The sequence below is a fragment of the Haloarchaeobius marinus genome (assembly GCF_051207415.1).
GTDB lineage: Archaea > Halobacteriota > Halobacteria > Halobacteriales > Natrialbaceae > Haloarchaeobius.
In genome coordinates, this window is sequence record NZ_JBPKGD010000004.1 from 298,538 (window position 1) to 316,333 (window position 17,796).

The 17,796-nt window shown below is 64.5% G+C and carries 18 protein-coding genes; 11 read left to right on the plus strand and 7 right to left on the minus strand.

Annotation, left to right across the window (positions count from 1 at the left end; genetic code table 11):
• Positions 1 to 3: 3 nt before the first annotated feature.
• A complete protein-coding gene (locus ACSC1W_RS16305; RefSeq protein ID WP_435348647.1) occupies positions 4 to 1,812 on the minus strand; it encodes an ABC transporter substrate-binding protein in 1,809 nt (602 codons plus the stop codon).
• A gap of 252 nt (positions 1,813 to 2,064) precedes the next feature.
• Entirely contained in the window at positions 2,065 to 3,048 is a 984-nt protein-coding gene (locus tag ACSC1W_RS16310) for a uracil-DNA glycosylase family protein (RefSeq protein WP_435348648.1), read from the minus strand.
• 241 nt (positions 3,049 to 3,289) lie between these two features.
• Here ACSC1W_RS16310 and ACSC1W_RS16315 point away from each other — a divergent pair, with 241 nt between their 5' ends.
• Entirely contained in the window at positions 3,290 to 3,412 is a 123-nt protein-coding gene (locus tag ACSC1W_RS16315; protein ID WP_435348649.1) for a hypothetical protein, read from the plus strand.
• An 88-nt stretch (positions 3,413 to 3,500) separates the two neighbouring features.
• On the opposite strand, the gene ACSC1W_RS16320 is transcribed toward ACSC1W_RS16315, so the two are convergent.
• Together ACSC1W_RS16320 and ACSC1W_RS16325 are read right to left on the minus strand one after the other, a co-directional pair.
• Complete coding sequence (locus ACSC1W_RS16320; RefSeq protein ID WP_435348650.1) at positions 3,501 to 4,307, minus strand: hypothetical protein; 807 nt, start codon at positions 4,305 to 4,307, stop codon at positions 3,501 to 3,503.
• Between the two features lie 81 nt (positions 4,308 to 4,388).
• The gene (locus ACSC1W_RS16325) at positions 4,389 to 5,780 is read right to left on the minus strand and encodes a lamin tail domain-containing protein (protein ID WP_435348651.1); all 1,392 of its coding nucleotides are present in this window, start codon (positions 5,778 to 5,780) and stop codon (positions 4,389 to 4,391) included.
• Positions 5,781 to 5,909: 129 nt separating this feature from the next.
• On the opposite strand from ACSC1W_RS16325, the gene ACSC1W_RS16330 reads away from it, so the two are divergent.
• Positions 5,910 to 6,188, plus strand: a complete 279-nt coding sequence (locus tag ACSC1W_RS16330; protein WP_435348652.1) for a hypothetical protein — start codon at positions 5,910 to 5,912, stop codon at positions 6,186 to 6,188.
• 48 nt (positions 6,189 to 6,236) lie between these two features.
• Here the strand turns inward: ACSC1W_RS16330 and ACSC1W_RS16335 are convergent, their stop codons facing one another.
• Positions 6,237 to 7,286, minus strand: coding sequence for a zinc-dependent alcohol dehydrogenase family protein (locus ACSC1W_RS16335; protein ID WP_435348653.1), 1,050 nt, complete (start codon positions 7,284 to 7,286; stop codon positions 6,237 to 6,239).
• 232 nt (positions 7,287 to 7,518) lie between these two features.
• On the opposite strand from ACSC1W_RS16335, the gene ACSC1W_RS16340 reads away from it, so the two are divergent.
• The 4 genes from ACSC1W_RS16340 (at position 7,519) to ACSC1W_RS16355 (ending at position 10,928) form a co-directional block, all read left to right on the plus strand.
• Positions 7,519 to 7,647 (plus strand): hypothetical protein, encoded by a 129-nt coding sequence (locus ACSC1W_RS16340; RefSeq protein ID WP_435348655.1) that lies wholly within the window; start codon positions 7,519 to 7,521, stop codon positions 7,645 to 7,647.
• Between the two features lie 240 nt (positions 7,648 to 7,887).
• Positions 7,888 to 9,009, plus strand: a complete 1,122-nt coding sequence (locus tag ACSC1W_RS16345) for a DUF8173 domain-containing protein (protein ID WP_435348657.1) — start codon at positions 7,888 to 7,890, stop codon at positions 9,007 to 9,009.
• Between the two features lie 138 nt (positions 9,010 to 9,147).
• Complete coding sequence (locus ACSC1W_RS16350) at positions 9,148 to 9,654, plus strand: DUF8081 domain-containing protein (RefSeq protein ID WP_435348658.1); 507 nt, start codon at positions 9,148 to 9,150, stop codon at positions 9,652 to 9,654.
• The gene (locus ACSC1W_RS16355; protein ID WP_435348659.1) at positions 9,654 to 10,928 is read left to right on the plus strand and encodes an RNA-guided endonuclease InsQ/TnpB family protein; all 1,275 of its coding nucleotides are present in this window, start codon (positions 9,654 to 9,656) and stop codon (positions 10,926 to 10,928) included. Before ACSC1W_RS16350 ends, ACSC1W_RS16355 begins: the two co-directional genes overlap by 1 nt.
• A 32-nt stretch (positions 10,929 to 10,960) precedes the next feature.
• Here ACSC1W_RS16355 and ACSC1W_RS16360 read toward each other — a convergent pair whose 3' ends face one another.
• A complete protein-coding gene (locus ACSC1W_RS16360) occupies positions 10,961 to 11,206 on the minus strand; it encodes a hypothetical protein (RefSeq protein WP_435348661.1) in 246 nt (81 codons plus the stop codon).
• Here ACSC1W_RS16360 and ACSC1W_RS16365 point away from each other — a divergent pair.
• Positions 11,201 to 11,542, plus strand: a complete 342-nt coding sequence (locus ACSC1W_RS16365) for a hypothetical protein (protein WP_492764727.1) — start codon at positions 11,201 to 11,203, stop codon at positions 11,540 to 11,542. The two genes, ACSC1W_RS16360 and ACSC1W_RS16365, sit on opposite strands and share 6 nt — an antisense overlap.
• A gap of 354 nt (positions 11,543 to 11,896) precedes the next feature.
• Positions 11,897 to 12,616, plus strand: coding sequence for a class I SAM-dependent methyltransferase (locus ACSC1W_RS16370; protein ID WP_435348663.1), 720 nt, complete (start codon positions 11,897 to 11,899; stop codon positions 12,614 to 12,616).
• Between the two features lie 120 nt (positions 12,617 to 12,736).
• On the opposite strand, the gene ACSC1W_RS16375 is transcribed toward ACSC1W_RS16370, so the two are convergent.
• Complete coding sequence (locus ACSC1W_RS16375; protein ID WP_435348664.1) at positions 12,737 to 13,870, minus strand: DUF1214 domain-containing protein; 1,134 nt, start codon at positions 13,868 to 13,870, stop codon at positions 12,737 to 12,739.
• A gap of 111 nt (positions 13,871 to 13,981) precedes the next feature.
• Here ACSC1W_RS16375 and ACSC1W_RS16380 point away from each other — a divergent pair, with 111 nt between their 5' ends.
• The 3 genes from ACSC1W_RS16380 (at position 13,982) to ACSC1W_RS16390 (ending at position 17,618) form a co-directional block, all read left to right on the plus strand.
• Entirely contained in the window at positions 13,982 to 14,596 is a 615-nt protein-coding gene (locus ACSC1W_RS16380) for an MBL fold metallo-hydrolase (RefSeq protein ID WP_435348665.1), read from the plus strand.
• Between the two features lie 1,100 nt (positions 14,597 to 15,696).
• On the plus strand, positions 15,697 to 16,125 hold the full coding sequence (locus ACSC1W_RS16385) for a hypothetical protein (RefSeq protein ID WP_435348667.1): 429 nt from the start codon (positions 15,697 to 15,699) through the stop codon (positions 16,123 to 16,125).
• A 311-nt stretch (positions 16,126 to 16,436) separates the two neighbouring features.
• Entirely contained in the window at positions 16,437 to 17,618 is a 1,182-nt protein-coding gene (locus ACSC1W_RS16390; protein WP_435348668.1) for a DUF7482 domain-containing protein, read from the plus strand.
• Positions 17,619 to 17,796 lie beyond the last annotated feature (178 nt).

The window sequence follows — 17,796 nt, forward strand, 5'->3', positions numbered from 1 at the left end:
AGTTCACGGACGGTTCCCGTTCGCACTCTGCGGTGGGCGCAACCGCACGTCGTTCAGCTTCTGCCGGGACGGGCCGAGCGCGCCGAAGGCAGGGACGTCGACCCAGTCGTACCAGAACCGCTGGACGTCGTTGTGGACGACGGGGATGGCGACCGCGTCGGTCCAGTTCGCCTCTTCCATCGTCACCGCGGCCTGCTCGCGCGCCTCGACAGCGGCCGGCGACGACCCGGGGTTGGCCTGGATTGTCTCCCACGCCTCCGAGGCTCGCTCGGCGGCTGGCGTGTCGCCCCAGTCGAAGAGGCCGATATTCCGCCTGTGGTTCTGCGGGTACAGGAGCTGGAGGAAGTTGTCTGCGCCTGCCCAGTCGGCATGCCAGCCGAGGGTGAACGCGTCGAGGTCGTTCTGCCGGCCGCGAGAGAGGAGGGCACCGAATCCGATGCGCTCGACGGTCACGTCGATGTGTGCGTCTGCGAGACGGGACGCGAGCGTCTCCCCCATCTGTTCCCACGAGTCACTCTCGTACGTCGTGTAGCGCACCTCGTAGCGGTTGGATTCGTCGTAGCCCGCGGCTTCCATGACCTCCCTCGCCGCCGCGACCCTGGCGTCCGTGCCATAGGGGTACTCCGTCGCGTGGTCGCTGTAGCCGTCGGTCCCGCCGGGATACACGTTCGGGGGGACGAAGTTGTACGCTGGCCGGCTCCGGCCGTCGAACCGGTCCCGTGCCACGCGGTCCTGGTCGAGGGCCAGGGCGAAGGCTCGCCGGACGGGGCGGGGAACGTTCGGCACGACGAAGCCCAGATAGAACGTCGTGAGCGACGTCGCGGAGACGTAGTCGACCTCGCGGCCGTTCGGGAGGGGGCCGTACCGACCGAACTCTCGACCCTTCTCGTCCGTTCGCTCCGGGGTGGCGAGACCGGGGTCGTACTCGGCGTCCGGGATTCCGAACACGTCCACCTGCTCGGCCAGCGCACGTTCGTACCCCGCAGCTTCGTCGGCTACGTGTGAGTAATCGATACCGTCGATTGTCGCCGTGTCGCCGTGGTACCGGGGGAACCTGTCGAGATGGAGGTCGCTGCCAGTCCAGGCCCGGAGCTGGAAGGGGCCCGCCCCGACCGGTTCCTCCCTGGAGAACGTCTCGTAGTCCACGATTCCATCGTATCCCGGGACGTCCCCGACGATACCCTCCGGGAGGATGGAGAACATGGAGTGGCTGAGGAGTTCGAGCGTGGAGTGGAACGGCGATTCGAGGCTGAACTCCACCGTTCGCTCGTCGAGCGCGTCGACCCCGAGGGTTCCCGGGACGTACTCCCCGTCGGCGTCCGTCTCCTGTTCGAGGTCGAGGTAGCCGAGGAAGTAGTTCGCGATGCGCGACCGGGGAGAGGTCCTGATGCGCTCGAACGTGTAGACCACGTCCTGTGCGGTCACGGTCCCGAACCGGTCGTCGTGGAACCGGGCGTTCCGTTCGAGCGTGATGGTGTAGGTGGTGAACGTCTCGTCGACGGCGTACTCGGCAGCCAGTCCCCCGACGGAGGTCGTCTCGCCGTCCGGGTAATCGAACAGGCCGTCGTGGAGTTGCTCGATTATCTGCCCCGGCGCGGCGTCGAACTGGCGTACCGGGTCGAGTGTCTCCACTTCACCGTCGACGTTGAGGCTCAGGCGACGGTTCTTGCCGGTGTCACCGCGGTTCCCCCTGTCGGTCGGCTTGCCCGTGGCGCTGGCCGCCCCCGTGAGTCCAGTGACTGCCGCGGAGGCGGCGACGCCAGTGCGTTTCAGAAACGAACGTCGTGTTGGGCCGTCTACACGTTTCCCCATGCTGTCAACCAGCGAACGGGGCAAAATATAGTTTCTCCAATATTTCACGGGGACCACGGCGGGCAGAAATGTTGGCGTTCTAATCAGATTTCGACTCGTGCAGGTTGCACGGGGATGCAACAGGACACTCGACGACCCGAACACCGACGGGCGAGAGGGTTACGACAGCGACGCGAACGAGGTGCGCAGAGTCACGAATCCCGCCGACCGGGGCGTCGTCGTCGGACGTCGTCGGATAGATAGCACAGTTCGTCACTGCACCTCGACGCCCGACTTCAATCGATACTCGTACTCGACCGTCCCGTGGGTCTCTCTCTGGCGTCGGTTCACGTAATCGGCCCTGTACAGGTCCGAGAGAACGCTCGATGCCCCGGACGTGGAGTAGCCGATCGCGTCTGCAACGTCACGACAGTCCATCCATCTCGTGGTTGACAGGGCCTCGCAGACGCTCCCGCGATGGGAGTCCGACCGAACGACAGAATGTACGCCGGCTGCTGCCGTCACCACTCGTCCAGCGGTCGTGTCGACCTCCTCTGCTGGTTCGACGCTCGACCGAACTTCCTGAATCGACGCTCTGACGACCTCCATGTTGCGGTGCGAAGACTCCTGAAGGTGGGAGTGCGTCGAGAGCCATCCGTCGCCCCAGGAGGCACTCGTCTCGCGACGTAGCCAGCCGTGACTCCAGTGGGGCGAGATCACGACTGGCGGGTCCGTGTCGACGATTCGCCCACATTCGGCCGCAGTCGAGATGTCCGTGCGTTCCACTCCGAGTGCTGCCAGCGTTCGACGGCACGCGTTCGCCCCGAGTCCTACGATCACGTCCGGGTCGACGTACTCGATCTCCTCCTGCAGATAGGCCTTACAGTGAGCGAACTCGTCGTTCCGGGGTTGGTCGTCGAGTCCGCCTTCAGGCGGACACTTGATCGCGTCGGTCATCCACACCGAGGCCATATCCAGGCCGTCAATCGGCTCCAGCAATTCCGCCAGGATCGGCCCACCCGTCCACTCTTCCACGAACTTCCGCGTGATGACCTCGTTGTATTCCGCCCAATCCTCGTAGTCGTCCCAGTCGAATCGATGGCTCGGTTCGATCGTGACGAACATCACCTCACCGTGGGGGTCGAACAACCCGGGATTCACCCGACACGACCGGTCGTCTTCGAACGCCGGACAATCCGAACATCGACCCCTTCCCTCCAGTGCATTCGTTCGTACCCGCTCGATCCAGGACGACATGATATGCAACACGACTGTCACAGGATACAACCGTATGGGGCGTTCCAGGTGGTGAATCGTCGAGCGTCTCTCGAACCCTCCCGAGGGCACACTCGAACCAGTTGGGGCCCGCGAAACCGGCCTCTGAACGTCCGTCGCAGCGTACGAGCGCCGCGCTCCACTACCGCTAGACGCGCTCTCCCCTCGTTCGATGGGCTTCCGAAACAGTTAGGACAGTCCTCTCTTAACGGTTGGGGTAGGTATGGTGTCGGAGAACGTACTCAACGCGGTGATCGGGTTTTTGATGCTCATAGCGGTCGTCATCCTGGTCACACTGTCCGTGTTCTTCCTCCTCAATTTCGTCGGCATCGAGGGGCTGTTCTAACGACGGGTGGGGGAGACGGGCGGTGCAGTGACGGTCGCAGAGTCGAATCGTCCACGACGACGTGCCGACGGGAGCCGTCTGCCCGAGGTCAGGGTGGGGTCCAGGTCGCGCCGACGGTCCCGTTCTGGTAGGGGTGACGAATCCGGATGGGCTGGGTGGACGAGTTGTACCGACTCTCGAAGAGCACGGCACCGGAACGGGACGCCCCTGGCTGGAGTTCGCCGCCCTCGTAGGCGTCCTCGGCGCGATACACGATCGCCTCGTTCCAGTCGTAGCCCATCGTCCCGAACGCGGTCCGGTAGGGAGCGGTGGCGGTCTCGTCGCCCTCGTTCCGGGCGGTCACCGTCGCGAGGTACCAGTTCCAGTCCTCCCGTTGGGTCGCCGTCTGGCGCTGGCCGTCCGCCTCGTACTCGTACGAGTCGATGGACGTCGGGTCCGCGACGGTGAGGTGGATTCCGTTCGGGAGAACGTAGGCGTCGCCGTAGGGGAGCGTCGGGTCGGTCGACTCCACTCTCGTCCGTCGGTCGAACGGGACCAGACGCAGGTGTAGCGGGCCGAGGAAGTGGGTGGTCGTGGGGGTCTCGACTATCTGCTGCTCGCCGGGGGCGAGTTCGTACGACCGTTCGAGGAGTCGTCGCCACTGCTCGCCGTCGGGCGAGAGTTCGAGCGAGACCGTCCCCGCCTGCGTGGTGTCGGCCGTGTTCCGTACGACCCCGCCGAGTCGGGTTTCGCGCGTGGCACGGACGGAGTCCGGGTGCGTGAACTCGACGAACTCGACGCCGTCGGGCGGCGTTCGGCCGTCGTGCGACAGTCGGTCGTCCAGTTCACCCAGGCCGGAGAGACAACCGGCTAACGCGGTCGTCGGGAGCGCTGCGAGGAGCTGTCGGCGGCGCATGCCCGCCGGTCGCCACTGGAGCGGTATGGGCCTTCCGCCTCGGCATCGGGTCCACTTCAGGCGACAGCACGCCAGCCGACGTCAGTAGGTCTCCCTGACGACGACCGTCCCCTCGTCGTCCGTCACCAGCACCGTATCGCCGCCGTTGTTCCAGACGGCGCCGTCTGCTCCCCAGTACAGTTCGGTCGACGAGTCGGTCCCGCGTCCGGTGTACACGGTCACCTGCTCGCCGGGAGCGAGCGTGAAGCCACCGGGGAACGTGTACGCGTGGCCGGCGCTATCCTCCAGTCGCCACCCGCCGAGGTCGAGCGTAGAGTCGCCGGTGTTCTCCAAGACCACGTACTCGTCGTCGAGGTTCTCGTTGTCGTCCCCGCTGGCGTCGGCGTGGACGTCGACGAGCGAGAGGCCGCCGCCGTCGGCCGCGACGGACGTCGACGAGGCCCCGGTGCCGGTCGCGTCGAAGGTCTCGCGCACCGTGACGCCACCGGCCGTCCCGGGGTCGACCGGCGAGGCGGCGCGGAGCTCGGTCGCGGTCGTCGTCGCGTCGGCCTGCGTGGCGACGCTGACCGACGTGCCGTCGCTGGTGAGGACCACGTGTCCGTGGACGGCCGTCCAGTAGGTCGATATCGACCGGGACGCCAGCCGCTGGAGCGTCTCCTCGTGTGGGTGGCCGTACTGGGAGTCGTACGCACTCGATATCACGGCGACGCGTGGCTGGACCGCGTCGAGCAACGGGGCGCCGGAGCTCGAACTGCTGCCGTGGTGGCCGGCCTTGAAGACGGTCGACTGGAGCCGGGCGCCGTACTCGTCGACGAGGACGGACTCCTGTTCGGCTTCGGCGTCGCCGGTGAACAGGAAACTCGTCTCGCCGTGGGTGACGCGGAGGACGATGCTGTTCTCGTTCCGGTCGCCGTCGCCGACGAGGTCCTGTGGCGGGCCGAGGACCGACACGTCGACGCCGGAGACGGGCATCTGTGCCCCCTCACGCGTCTGGTAGAGGGGCACGTCGTACGTCTCGACGGCGTCGAGGTACCGGGCGTACGTCTGGGAACTCGACGCGATACCGGGGTCGTACACGGCGCCGACGCCCTCGCCCTGCGTCTCGAAGTACTCGATGACGGCGGCGTGGCCGCCGATGTGGTCGGCGTCGGCGTGGGAGGTCACGAGGTGGTCCAGTCGCTCGACGCCGACCTGCTGGAGGTAGTCGATGACGTACTCGCCGTCGTCCCGCCAGTCGCCCGAGTCGACGAGTATCGTCTCGCCCGTCGGCGTCACCAGGAGCGTGCTGACAGACTGCCCGACGTTGATGAAGTGGACCTCCAGCGTTCCGTTCACGTCGACGTCGGTCCCGGGTTGGGTGGCCGTCGACGTGCTATCGGGGGTCGTTCCGGTCGTATCGGTGACCGCTGCACATCCGGCGAGTGCGACGAGACAGGCGACGAGGAGAACGAGTCCACCACGAGAGAGGCGCATGCTGACCGGATTCGCACCGGCCGGGAAAAGCGTTCCTGCCGAGGCGCGCCATCGAGGCCGTCCCCAGGTTCGACGGCGTCGGCGCGGCGCAGGTCTGCTTTTACGTTCCCGAGGGTCGTACGACACCGTATGTCGACGCGCCTCCCGCTCGGGGAGTGGAACGCAGTGGTCGACGAACTTCGGCGGTTCGGAGACCCGGGAACGGTGACCACGGGAGACGGCTGGGTCCGAATCGACTTCGGGTCTGCACACGTCGAGGTGACGCGTGACGGGCACGTCAGTACGGGGATGCCGCTCCACGAGTTCGAGCAGGACAGTGCGGTCGAACTGGTCGTGGACCACGACGCTGGCTCGCTCACGGTCGAGGGCGACGAGGTCCGGTACACGTTCAGGCGCCCTGGCGGCTGACGCCACCGCCGTGTTCGTGGTGCCGGCCGTCGGGAAGTCGCGGACGGGTCAGTGCTCGGGCGTTACGAGGACCTTCAGCGCCTCGCGCTCGTCCATCGCGCGGTAGCCCTCCGCGACGTTCTCCAGGGTGACCGTCTTCGTGAATATCGGCGCGGGGTCCAGCGTCCCGCCGAGGACGTCGGCGAGCAGTTCCTCCGCGTAGGCGCGGACGGGCGCGACGCCACCCCTGAGGGTCACGTTGTCGCCGAAGAAGTCGAACATCGGCATGCCGTCGTCGCCGACGCCGTGGGGGACGCCGACGTACCCGACCGTGCCGCCGGGACGGGCCGCCGAAACGGCCGTCTCCATCGAACTCGCGGCGCCGACACACTCCATGACGTGCTCGGCCCCGCCGTACGTCAACTCCGCGACGTGCTCACCGGTGTCCTCGTGGTCGGTGCCCAGCACCGTCTCGGTCGCACCGAACTCCCCGGCCAGCTCGAGTCGGTCGGCGTGGTGGCCCACGGCGACGATGCGCGAGGCGCCGAGTCGGCGCGCGGCGAGTACGCCACACAGTCCGACCGCGCCGTCACCGACGACGACGCAGGTGCTCCCGGGCCCGACGCCGGCGCTGACCGCGGCGTGGTGACCGGTCCCCATGACGTCCGTCAGCGGGAGGACCGACCGCAGGGTGTCCTCGTCGTCGGCGTGCCGGTCCGGGACGCGCACGAGCGTCCCGTCGGCGTGTGGCGCGCGGACGTACTCGCCCTGCGCGCCGCCGTTCGCGCCGTCCCAGGACCCGCCGTCCACGCAGGAGGTGTGCAGGCCCCGCCGGCAGAACTCGCACTCCCCGCAACTGATCACGAACGGGGCGAACACGCGGTCGCCCGGTTCGACGCTCGTGACGTCCTCGCCGACCTCCTCGACGATGCCCATCGGTTCGTGACCGATGCGGGAGGGGACGTCGCGGTCGCTCACGCCACGGTACGGCCACAGGTCCGACCCGCAGATGCAGGTGTGGGTGACCCGGACGAGGGCATCGCCCGGTGCCTCGACCTCGGGTCTGGGAACGTCCTCGACGCGGATGTCTTCCGGCCCGTGATAGACTGCTGCACGCATGCACGGACGCAGGCGCTCCACCCGCAAAAGTCGGTCGGACGCGGGCCGGTTTCGTCACGGCCAGGGGTCGATTCTCGAGTCGGTCGTTGCAGTAGATGGAATGTGGTGATTCCGGTCGTCGCGTTCCTGCGTGAGTCCGTTTCCACGGTCCTGCGAGACTTCGCGGACATCGAACACCCCGACCAGCAGTACGCAAATGGTTAATATGTTACAGTTACAATCTACGACCGAGATGAACGAAACCCAGTCCGCTGACCGAACTGAAACGGTCAGCCGACCCGTCACGGTCTACACCGGGCCGAAGGCGATCGCTGACGCCAAGGTCGCCCTCGGGGAGTGGCTCGAAGAGCACGGATTCTGACCGAATCGAAGCGGTGCCGCGTCGCGTTTGCTATTTCGTTTCGTACATGTGGGCCACCTCGGTAATCCCCGATGACCGGCCGGACCTCCGTTCTGTGAGTCGATTTTTCGAGATGGGGAGCCCTTCTCGGGACCGCAGTTTCGATTCGGTTACTCGGTCCGTCCCGGTTCGGGGGACGACCACTCACGAATCATCAGTTCATAACAAAGTCGAGTGCAACGAGGGGTGGTAACGAGCGAGATGAAACGTGCTGGAGGTTCCACCGCCACGCGATTAGCAGTCGTCACCGTCGTGGTGACGACGATTCTCGGCGCAGCCGTCCTGGGGGCGGGCGTTGCCGGTGCGTCCGAGACCGGTTCACAGTCACAGGTCGTCCCCCAGCAGGTCGATATCGCCGTGACCGACTTCGGGGGCGACATCGCGTTCGGGGGGCGCGTCGGAGGGGTTCCTGGCAACGTCACCGGGCAGGTCGGCGCAGCCGGACAGTTCAACGCGAACGCCATCCTCAGCATCGGGAGAATGAACCTGACGGCGTCGACGGCGTTCGACGCGAGCGTCCAGGGCGACGCGAACGACGTCCTGGGGACGACGGTCGGGGACTGGCAGTTCAACGCCAGCCTCGGGGTGTTCGATCGAAAGCTCACCGCGTTCTGGAACGGGACCGTCCCGACGGGACAGCCGGTAGCTCCGGCCACGGTGTTCGCTACCGACGTCGGGTCGGCGAACGCTCAGCAAGTCGTCCGCTGGACCCTGCCCCCCAGCGTCTGGACTCCAGCCCAGACGGGCGGTGGCGGCTGGTTCGACGTCTCGTTCTGGGAGCTCTACGGGTTCATGGTGAACCTGCTGCTCGGCCTGATACTCGTCGGTTTGTTCCCCGCGTTCTCGCGCCGCGTTGCCGACGAGGTCACCCACGACGCCCTCCGGACCGGTATCGTCGGCCTCGCCGTCATGGTGGTCACCCCACTCTTGCTCCTGCTGTTGGTCCTGAGCCTCTTCGGGTTCCCGTTAGCACTCGTCGGCGGCGGGCTCTTCCTGCTCGCCTCGTGGGTCGGCGCCATCTACGGTCGGTTCGCCGTCGGCGTCTGGCTGCTCGACGTGATTCCTCGCGGGCTCTCTGCCGTGGGGGTCGAACAGTCGCCGATCGAGAACCGCTGGGCCGCCCTGTTCCTCGGGTTGATACTCGTGGGACTGGCGATCCGGATCCCGTACCTGGGACGCGTCGTCGACGGCGTCGTCGTCGCGCTCGGTCTCGGTGCCCTCGTCAGGATCTTCCTGCGGACGTATCGGGAGACCGAACGGTCGATTCCCCTCGTCGGCAGGTCGACGGGCACCGCCGACACCGTCACCACGGACGACGGGTGAACGACGGCCACGTGAACCGGCGCGAGAGCGATAGTACGGGAGAGCGGCACAGAACGGGTCGACCGTGCAGGAGCCGACGCGGACCTCGTCCATACCGATAACAGTTTTGTCAATTCGTTCCGATGTCGGGGAACGCAGATGAGCGACGACGGGACGAAGACCTCGCAACTGAGATTCGAGGACGGGCGACTGGTCGAAGCAGACGACGACCGTCGGGGTTCGAAGACCGAGTATGCTGCCGAACCGGTCGAACCGGGGGAGGAGGCGGGATTCTCCGTCGAAGTGAAGTCGGGAGCGCTCGAGGTGAACGGGAGGCTCCGGAACGTCGTCGAGTCCGAGGGCCGCCTCCTCGAGTTCGGGTCACGGTCGGACGCCGAGGGCTACCTGAATCAAGGAGAGAGTCCCGCCGTTCACGGCGGGCGTGAATCCGACAACAGGGACACAGCCGCCGGTACCGCTCAGTCCGGGGTATCCAGGTCGTTCGCCGCGTGGAGCAACATCCCTTCCCACGTCAGGCCGTGTTCGTTCTTGATTCGACTCAACCGTTCGTGCACGTCGTCGTCGACGACAACGTGGATGTTCTTCGCCATACAGACACACAGAATCCAAACATACATCAGTCTTCGGGGGACAACGACCTGTTGATGAAGCGGACCAACGAGTTCGTCGTCCGCCCTCGCTCCGAGAAGGACGAGGAGTTACTCCGGCGGCTGTTGGACGCTTCTGCCGCACTCTGGAACGAGATCAACTACGAGCGCCGCGAGAACTACGCCGACCCGGACGGCGACGTCTGGGACATCAGCGAGTACCGCGGGCGCTACGGTGGCACGCTCGGCGCGTCCACCGTCCAGCAGGTCGAGCGGAAGAACCGCGAAGCGTGGCGGTCGTTCTTCGCACTCCAAGAGAAGGGCGAAGCCAACGGCAAACCCGGCTTCTGGGGGAGCGGCGACGACCGCGAGCTCCGCACGTACATCCGCAACACGTCGTACACGGTCGAGTGGGGTGACTACTCTCGCCTCGAGATTCTGGTCGGCCAAGACCTGAAAGACGAGTACGGGCTTGGCTACCGCGAGCGCTTGCGACTCGAAGTTCGGGGCGACCCGAACTGGAAAGAGTACGACAAGCAGGGTCGGTTAGAACTGTACTACGACGAGGCTTCGGACGAGTTCAGGGCCTTTCAGCCGGTCACTATCGACAATTCTCGACTGGCACAACCACTGGCTTCGGAAGAAGCCGCGCTGGACATCGGTGCGAACAACCTCGTCGCCTGTACGACCACGACCGGCCAGCAGTATCTCTACGACGGAAGCGACCTGTTCGAGCGGTTCCGCGAGACGACGCGCGAGATCGCGCGCCTCCAGTCCAAACTGGACGACCAGCGGCGGTCGAGCAAGCGAATCGACCGGCTGTACTGCCGGCGAACCCGGCGTCGCGACCACGCACAGGACGCACTCGCCCGCGACCTCGTCGAGCGACTGCACGAGGAGGGCGTCGCGACTGTGTACGTCGGCGACCTGACGGACGTCCTCGAAACGAGCTGGTCCGTCCGGGCGAACGAGAAGACACACAACTTCTGGGCGTTCCGCGCGTTCGTCGAGCGACTCGCCAACACCGCCGAGGAGTTCGGTATCTCGGTGGCGGTTCGGTCGGAGGCGTGGACGTCGCAGACGTGTCCGAACTGCGGGGCGACCGACCGGACGACACGCCACCAGGACACGCTGGCGTGCGAGTGTGGCTTCGAGGGCCACGCGGACCTCGTCGCGTCCGAGACGTTCCTGAGACGGCAGACCGACGTAGTAAGGCCGATGGCACGGCCTGTATGCCTCAAGTGGGACGACCACGATTGGTCGGAGTCACCACGCTCTCACCGTCCCAACGAGGAGCATACGAACCCGCAAGTTGCCTCCGTGGGCCGGTAGTCGATACCCCCCGCGCGAGGAAACCCCGGCGTTCACGCCGGGGAGGATGTCATGCCGGTCACCTGTCCGCGTCGGACGGCTCCCTCAGGGTCCAGGCGGCCCCGGAGAACGAACCGGACGACGTCGACGCGTACCTCCTGGCCGACCACGCGCCGTCGATTCGAGAGCCAGCCGAGGTCGACGGCGACGCGTGGACGTTCGACGTCGGGGCGAATCTCTACGGTGCGCTCGGCGAGGCAGTCCTCCTGGACGCTCCGAAGCCACACGCACTGATCCACTTCGTCCGGCAGGACCTGGACGTCGACGAGGACGAACTCGAGCGTGGGTTGAACGTCGACGTCGAACCCGGCAGGCCCCTCTCGGTCGACCGTTCGGACGGCAGAACGCGGTGGACACCGGACTGTGTCGTCACGGCCAGGGACGGGTGGAACGGGGCGACGCTGGAACGGTACTACTGCGAGATCAAGACCGGTGACGCGTCGTTCCAGCGGTCACAGATGGAGACGATGGAGCGGCTCGCGAACGACGAACGCGTGCTGAAGATCAGGGTGCGGATCGAAGACCTCCCCACCCAGTACTCGCTCACGATTCGGGAGATCGAGCCGGGCGCGTGATGCGGTCGACCGAACCCGCACCGTCGGATCGCTCGTATCTGTCGGAGGCGGGACACCGAACGTAGCATCGGCCACCGTCCTCCTGGATTCCGACGTGGATGGAGAACGTGTGCTGACCCCCGAGGGGCCCCACGAGAGTACAAGTACTACGAGGGCGGGCTGTAGTCGACTCGACACCCCCGTCACGATTCGCTGCTGGGACAGCTCACAGGACGGTCGATACAGCCCTGGTGAACGCCTCGGTGCGTTACAGGTTCAACCGGTCGCGGGACTGGATGGCGGTCGTCCCGAAGTCACGGTCGCGGACGAGGAATCACAGCGATTAACTCGAAGCGTGACACACACTCGTGTTCCATGCCGCCCGAGGAGACTCCCACCGTAGCAGACGCATACGACAGATTGGCGCAGACGTACGAGACCCAGGAGGAGGACCCGTACTGCGCGGACCTCGAGTTTCCTGCGACGACGGACCTCGTTCCAGACGTCGCGGGCAGACGAGTCCTCGATGCGGGGTGTGGACACGGTCGGTACGCAGAGTGGTTGCTCGAACGGGGAGCGGACGTCCTCGCCGTCGACAGCAACACCGAGATGCTCGAACAGGCGAGCAGGCGGATCGGCGACCGGGCAGCGATTCGCCAGGCCGATATCACAGAGCCCCTCGAGTTCGCCGACGACGACGCGTTCGACGGCGTCGTTTGCGGCCTGTCGCTCCACTACGTCGAAGACTGGCGACAGCCCTTCGCGGAGTTCGCTCGCATCCTCCGACCGGGTGGATTCCTCGTGTTCTCGGCGCAACACCCGGTCGACGAGTACGTCGCGTTCGAGGCCGAGAACTACTTCGAGGTCGAACGGCAACGGATGACGTGGTCGGCCGCCGGCGAGGACGTCGACGTCCCGTTCTATCGCCGGCCGTTTTCCGAGGTCGTCAACCCACTCCTCGAAACCGGGTTCCAACTGGACGAGGTGGTCGAACCGAAGCCGACAGAGACGTTCCAGGCGAAGAAGCCCGAATCCTACGAGAAACGACTGAAATACCCGACGTTCCTGTGCGTCCGGGCGTCGAACTCCCGATAGTGACCGGATGTGGAGGCGAACCGGGCGAGACGGGTCTGGTCGCTCACTCCGTTCGCTTCGTCGTCGTGTGACGGACTTGCTCGCCGTGACTCGTCGAACGTCCTCTCAGGGACCGTCGATTCACGCAACCGGCTGCGGCTCTGGGAACTCGTAGAAGCCGTAGAGAACCTTCTGCTGTGGTCTGTAGAGCCGGATATAATAGACCCAGCCGTCTGGCGTGTAGAGGAAGTTCGACCGACTGGGGTCGCCACCGAAGTGAATCGTGACACTGCCGTCAGCATTCCGCGCTGCATTCTCGCTGTTGACCGAGTACGCGTCGTATCTGTTCTTCTCGAAGTACAGGTCGCTGTTGTAGACGCTGATATCCCAGAACGCGTCGGCGGGAACGTCCGCAAAGGTGAGCGTATACGGCGTCTCGCCGTCGTTCTGCGGAACAGACCCATATATGAAGAAGTTTTCAGACGCTGGCAGTGCGCCCCAGATCCCGGAGCCGATGAAGAACTCGACTGGGTCGACCCCGCCTTCGTCGCCGAACGAGTGCTCAGGCATCCTGTTCCGTGTGTTTACGATCGCTTTGAGCGCCTCGGTGATCTTGTCGAGGGAGTCCCGGTCCCAATCTGGAAGTTCTAGTGTCCCGGGCGACCGCTGGCTCACCGCGATCCCGTCTTGTAGTTTCTGCACTTCCGTTATGTCGTTCGGGTCGGTCGGGTCGACGAACGTACGGAACCGAACCTGAACGTACCGCGTCCCCATCTTCTCTCGCGTCAACGTGTACTCGCCAGGCTCGTAGATGACTGCCTTCGTGTACGCGTCCTGGTTGACGACGTGCATCGACTGGTACCGGTCACCAGTGTCCGGTTTGGTGATGGTGACTGGTTCAGTCAGATCGAAGATCCCGATCGAGGGGAGCACATCGCGATGCTCTACTGCGACGACCTGTTCGTCGATGGGGACGGGCGTTCGATAGTGGTAGAACTCGCCGAATCCACCCAGTTCGGCATAGCTCTCGAGGTACCTGTCTGTTTGCGCTCGTACGTAGTTCGTGTAGTCTACGGGGACCGACCCGTTACTCTCCGCCGTCTGTTGGCGCGCCTGTTGACCGGTCGAACCAGAGGTTCCTCCGTGGGCGCTGGCGTTGCCGACGCCCATCGCGAGCAATCCGGCGAGCCCCGTCCCGCGAAGCGCAGTTCGACGGGTCGTCCGCAGCGACTCGGAGTCCGAGCTGGCAGTCGTGTCGCGTGTCTCGTGTCTCATATCGTATGTTTCCCCGATGCTCCGCTTGATGATGGTCGTAGTACCATCTGCTACGGGTTTTGTTATTTTCTGCAATTGGCTGATAAGGGTGGGTTACCTCGGAACCACGACTTGACATCCTCCCCGTCGCAGCTCGGCCACTGGCTCGACGAGAACGGCTACGAACTCGACGACGTCGCTGCGCTCGTGCTGACGCACGCGGACGTCGACCACGTCGGCTTCGCTCGAACGCTGGCCGACCGGGACGTCCCCGTCTACTGTCATCCGGACGACCTGCCCCTCCTTCGGAACCATCCACAGAGCCCGCCCGCGTGGTACCTGCGGAACCTCTGGCGGCCACGGTTCTTCGCCTACGCTCTCGAGATGCTCCGCGACGGCGTCAGGTCCGTCGCGTCGCTCGCCGACGTCGAACCGCTCACCGACGGGGACGTCCTCCCCGTGCCAGGCGAACCGCGTGTGCTCTTCGCGCCCGGTCACACCCCCGGGTCGTGTGCGTTGTTCGTCGCGGACCGCGACGTCCTCTTCTGTGGCGACGGACTCGCGACGCGGAACATCTTCACCCAGCGGGAGGGAGAGCCGCAGATCCTCGGTTCCGCCGACGAAGACCACGATGAGGCCAGCGCCTCGCTCGCCTGCCTCGAAGGACTGGGGCAGGTGACGCTCCTCCCCGGACACGGTACTCCCTGGCGCGGGGATATCGACACGGCGCTCACCCCCGCACGCTAACGCCGGCTCTCACTTCCTCGTGGAACCGGACGGAGTCGCCTCTCGTTCTGGAAGGCTCGCACGCTCTATTCAGCGTGCAGTCCCCAGCCCATCATTCCACACTCAGATTTCACCCCATCGAAGCCACGTCAGCGGCGCATCGAGCCGCTCGACCCTTCTCCATCGTTTCACAATCGGTGAAACCACCCGCAAGTAGCGCTGTACCCCGAGTATGAATCCGATTGTGGAAGCCAAATGAACGCGGAACCGGACCGACCGCCCGAGCGCCGAACTGCACCGTGGACGTGTCTCCCGTCCGGTTTCGACCGTTCGGCCGACGTCGGTGCAACCTGCAAGCCGACCGTCGAACGTCCTGCAGAATCAAAACCGCACGACGAGGACCGATTGTGAAGATTCGGACGGTGAAATCGGCCGCCGGGCGAGTGCGAGTCGTCGGAGAACCACTCTCCACAAACGGTACCTGTGAGCGTTCTCTGCGCTGCATTCACCCGAATGGCGAGTTCGTCGCTCACCGGTTCTTCGCTGTCGGCCGGCTTCACAATCGGGGGTTACACGCGTTTCGCAGCCGTTCTTGCGGGTGGTTTCGCCGATTGTGAAACTGCACAGCGTTCGCGAGCAGTGTCGTGGAGCGCGCTCGTGCGGTCAAATCGAGTCTCGTCGGTTGTGGAAAGTTGGTCGTGTCTTCGTCACGTTGATGGACGGTGCCCGCCTCGACTGGTCGAGGCTGAGGCAGCAGGCATGCTGTTCTCCGCTTCCGGCTCTGCCGAAGTGTTCTCACACACGGTCTCGCCAGGCTGCCATCTCGCGGTAGGTGTTGTCAGTGACCTCGAGCAGCCACAGGCGGACGTACTCGCGCATCCCGTCCTCCACTACCTCGTCCACGCTGTCAATCCCGCCAAGAACTAAGAAGTCTATGTCGGGAGATACTCATTGTCCAAACTCGGACTATAATGTGTTCGATATCCCGGGAGGATGACTTCTGTCGTTGCATCTCTCTTCTCCATTCATTAGCCCTTTATCAGATAGCTGGGGAGCGAAGACCGCGACGTGCGTGATGGGTGATTCGATGGGGTGCCCGGCGTTCAGTTTTCGAGGTCGAGATGGTCGGCGATCGCTTCGAACTCCTCGTAGTGCTGGTCGAACTCGTCAGTCAGGAAGTATACCTCTCCTTAATCGTTTCCACTCGGTTTGACGATGTTCTCTTCGTGGAGAATTTCGAGGTGATACCGAACGGTATTGTAGTGTTCGTCGAGGCGGTCGGCGAGTTGGCTGGTGCTGCAAGGACGGCGGTTCAAGATCTTGATGATCCGAGCCCGCTTCTTGCCGCCGTTAGTACCGACGATGACGTGCCACAGTTGCTCCCTCATTTCATCCCATTCAGGTTATACGATACGAACGCTGGACTCGCCAACGTCCGGGAGTGCAGCCCGAAACGAGCGATAGTCGATTCTCTGGGCATAGTTTCGATTCATCTGCGTACCCTGGTACGAGAGACCTCACTTTCATGGAGAACCGACAGGAGATTATAGATTTTTCAAAATCATTTGCACATCATTCTAGTATTTCTGTACAAAGCGTCCCAATTTTCTCTATATTACTTTTGAAGTTACCGTTGTCCGTCACTCGTTATCGAAAGAGGCCGCCACCCTAACGGCCGGTGTTCAGGAAGACTGACACGAGCGGTACGGTTGCCTTAGTAGAAGACGGTCCGATCGCAGAACCTGTAACTCGTTAATAACAAAGCGACTGTAAGACATCCCCACACAAGGTACCCGGGTTTCTGTCACGCGGGTCGTATCCTTCGATCGAGGTGACCGATTCAACGAGTGCCGGAATGACAATGACGGAACAAGGACCAGTCGACCAATCGAGAAGCAACGACACAGCCAGACAGCGCTTCGAGGGGACGAACCGCCGAACGGTTCTCGGAGCGATCGGTGCTGGAACCGGGCTCGCCGCCCTCGGCATGCTGGGTGGGAGTCGCCCCGTCGCCGCACACGCGACGCCCGGGCACCAGTCCGGTATCCCCACTGAACTGCCGAGTGCGATCGAGATTGACGAGGACGCTCTCGAGGTCACGCTCCCACTCTTCCGCGGCCGTGGGCCAGACGACGAGGTCGTCTACTACGTCCTCACGGAGTCCTCCGACATCGGCAAGGCGAACCAGTTCGGTCTCAACTGGGCCGCGAAACTCAAGCACGTCATCGGAACTGACGCCGTCCAGCAGGTGTCGACCGGGAGCTCCGGCGAGTTCAACCCCAACAACCCCAACAACGAGTTCGAGGGAACGGTCGACTTCTCGCTGACCCGCAACGTCGTCCCCAACCCGGACACCGGCTTCCCGCCCGACGAGGCCGACCCGGGCGCCGAGGGTGACGGCACCTACAGCCCGTTCATCACGACGTCGGACGAAGAGGTCGTCTACAACGCTCCTCACGTGGCGAACGGCACCGGAGAGCACGACCAGCTCCTCGAGATGGACACCGACGAGATGACGGTGACCCTCCGGCTCGTGCAGGGCTTCTACGAGTTCCGGGAGATCTTCTACCTGACCACCGACGCGTACCCCGGCCTGGTGGCCGCGCTCGAGGGCGGCACGCTGGTACCGAACCTGAGCGAGGCACCAGCTGTGGGGGACCGCGACCTCGAGAGCTCCGCGCGCGAGGCCATCTTCCCGGTCGTGAACGGCCCGCCGGGGCAGGGGTTGCAGTCGGCTCTTCAAGGCAACGGCGGGCCCCACAACATCACCCGGTCCGAGCAGGTCTGTGCAGACCCGAGCGACCCGACAGACTGTTCGCTCTTCTACAGTCCGCTCTGGGACCTCCATCCACTGCAGTGGGAAGTCGACGAGGCGGACCGGACTATCCTGGAGGACCACGAGGAGATCATCGACCTGGTGCTCGACGGCGACATCAGCAGCTTCGCCGAGGAGGGGCCCATCAACACGCTCCTCGGGAACATCCGGGCGCTGGGGGCGGCCGTCAATTGCCCCGTGATCTCCGTCGAGGAAGAAGAAGAGTAGGATGGAAACGAGCGTCCACTACGCGGTTTTGTGTTACCGGTGCTTTTCGGCGGCTGAGTGCCGTTCTGGCCGAGTATGAACCCGGCGTCGTATTCTCATCCGGTGACTTTTCTGTTCATTTTCTTTAAAAAACAGTACCACTCGTCGAACAATGGGACACGCTACTCTACAGGCGGAG

Bases quoted from the DNA above. Each gene is read 5' to 3' on its own strand.
- ACSC1W_RS16305 (WP_435348647.1), bottom strand. From the start codon at position 1,812: ATGGGGAAACGTGTAGACGGCCCAACACGACGTTCGTTTCTGAAACGC.
- ACSC1W_RS16310 (WP_435348648.1), bottom strand. From the start codon at position 3,048: ATGTCGTCCTGGATCGAGCGGGTACGAACGAATGCACTGGAGGGAAGG.
- ACSC1W_RS16315 (WP_435348649.1), top strand. From the start codon at position 3,290: ATGGTGTCGGAGAACGTACTCAACGCGGTGATCGGGTTTTTGATGCTC.
- ACSC1W_RS16320 (WP_435348650.1), bottom strand. From the start codon at position 4,307: ATGCGCCGCCGACAGCTCCTCGCAGCGCTCCCGACGACCGCGTTAGCC.
- ACSC1W_RS16325 (WP_435348651.1), bottom strand. From the start codon at position 5,780: ATGCGCCTCTCTCGTGGTGGACTCGTTCTCCTCGTCGCCTGTCTCGTC.
- ACSC1W_RS16330 (WP_435348652.1), top strand. From the start codon at position 5,910: ATGTCGACGCGCCTCCCGCTCGGGGAGTGGAACGCAGTGGTCGACGAA.
- ACSC1W_RS16335 (WP_435348653.1), bottom strand. From the start codon at position 7,286: ATGCGTGCAGCAGTCTATCACGGGCCGGAAGACATCCGCGTCGAGGAC.
- ACSC1W_RS16340 (WP_435348655.1), top strand. From the start codon at position 7,519: ATGAACGAAACCCAGTCCGCTGACCGAACTGAAACGGTCAGCCGACCC.
- ACSC1W_RS16345 (WP_435348657.1), top strand. From the start codon at position 7,888: ATGAAACGTGCTGGAGGTTCCACCGCCACGCGATTAGCAGTCGTCACC.
- ACSC1W_RS16350 (WP_435348658.1), top strand. From the start codon at position 9,148: ATGAGCGACGACGGGACGAAGACCTCGCAACTGAGATTCGAGGACGGG.
- ACSC1W_RS16355 (WP_435348659.1), top strand. From the start codon at position 9,654: ATGAAGCGGACCAACGAGTTCGTCGTCCGCCCTCGCTCCGAGAAGGAC.
- ACSC1W_RS16370 (WP_435348663.1), top strand. From the start codon at position 11,897: ATGCCGCCCGAGGAGACTCCCACCGTAGCAGACGCATACGACAGATTG.
- ACSC1W_RS16375 (WP_435348664.1), bottom strand. From the start codon at position 13,870: ATGAGACACGAGACACGCGACACGACTGCCAGCTCGGACTCCGAGTCG.
- ACSC1W_RS16385 (WP_435348667.1), top strand. From the start codon at position 15,697: ATGGTCGGCGATCGCTTCGAACTCCTCGTAGTGCTGGTCGAACTCGTC.
- ACSC1W_RS16390 (WP_435348668.1), top strand. From the start codon at position 16,437: ATGACGGAACAAGGACCAGTCGACCAATCGAGAAGCAACGACACAGCC.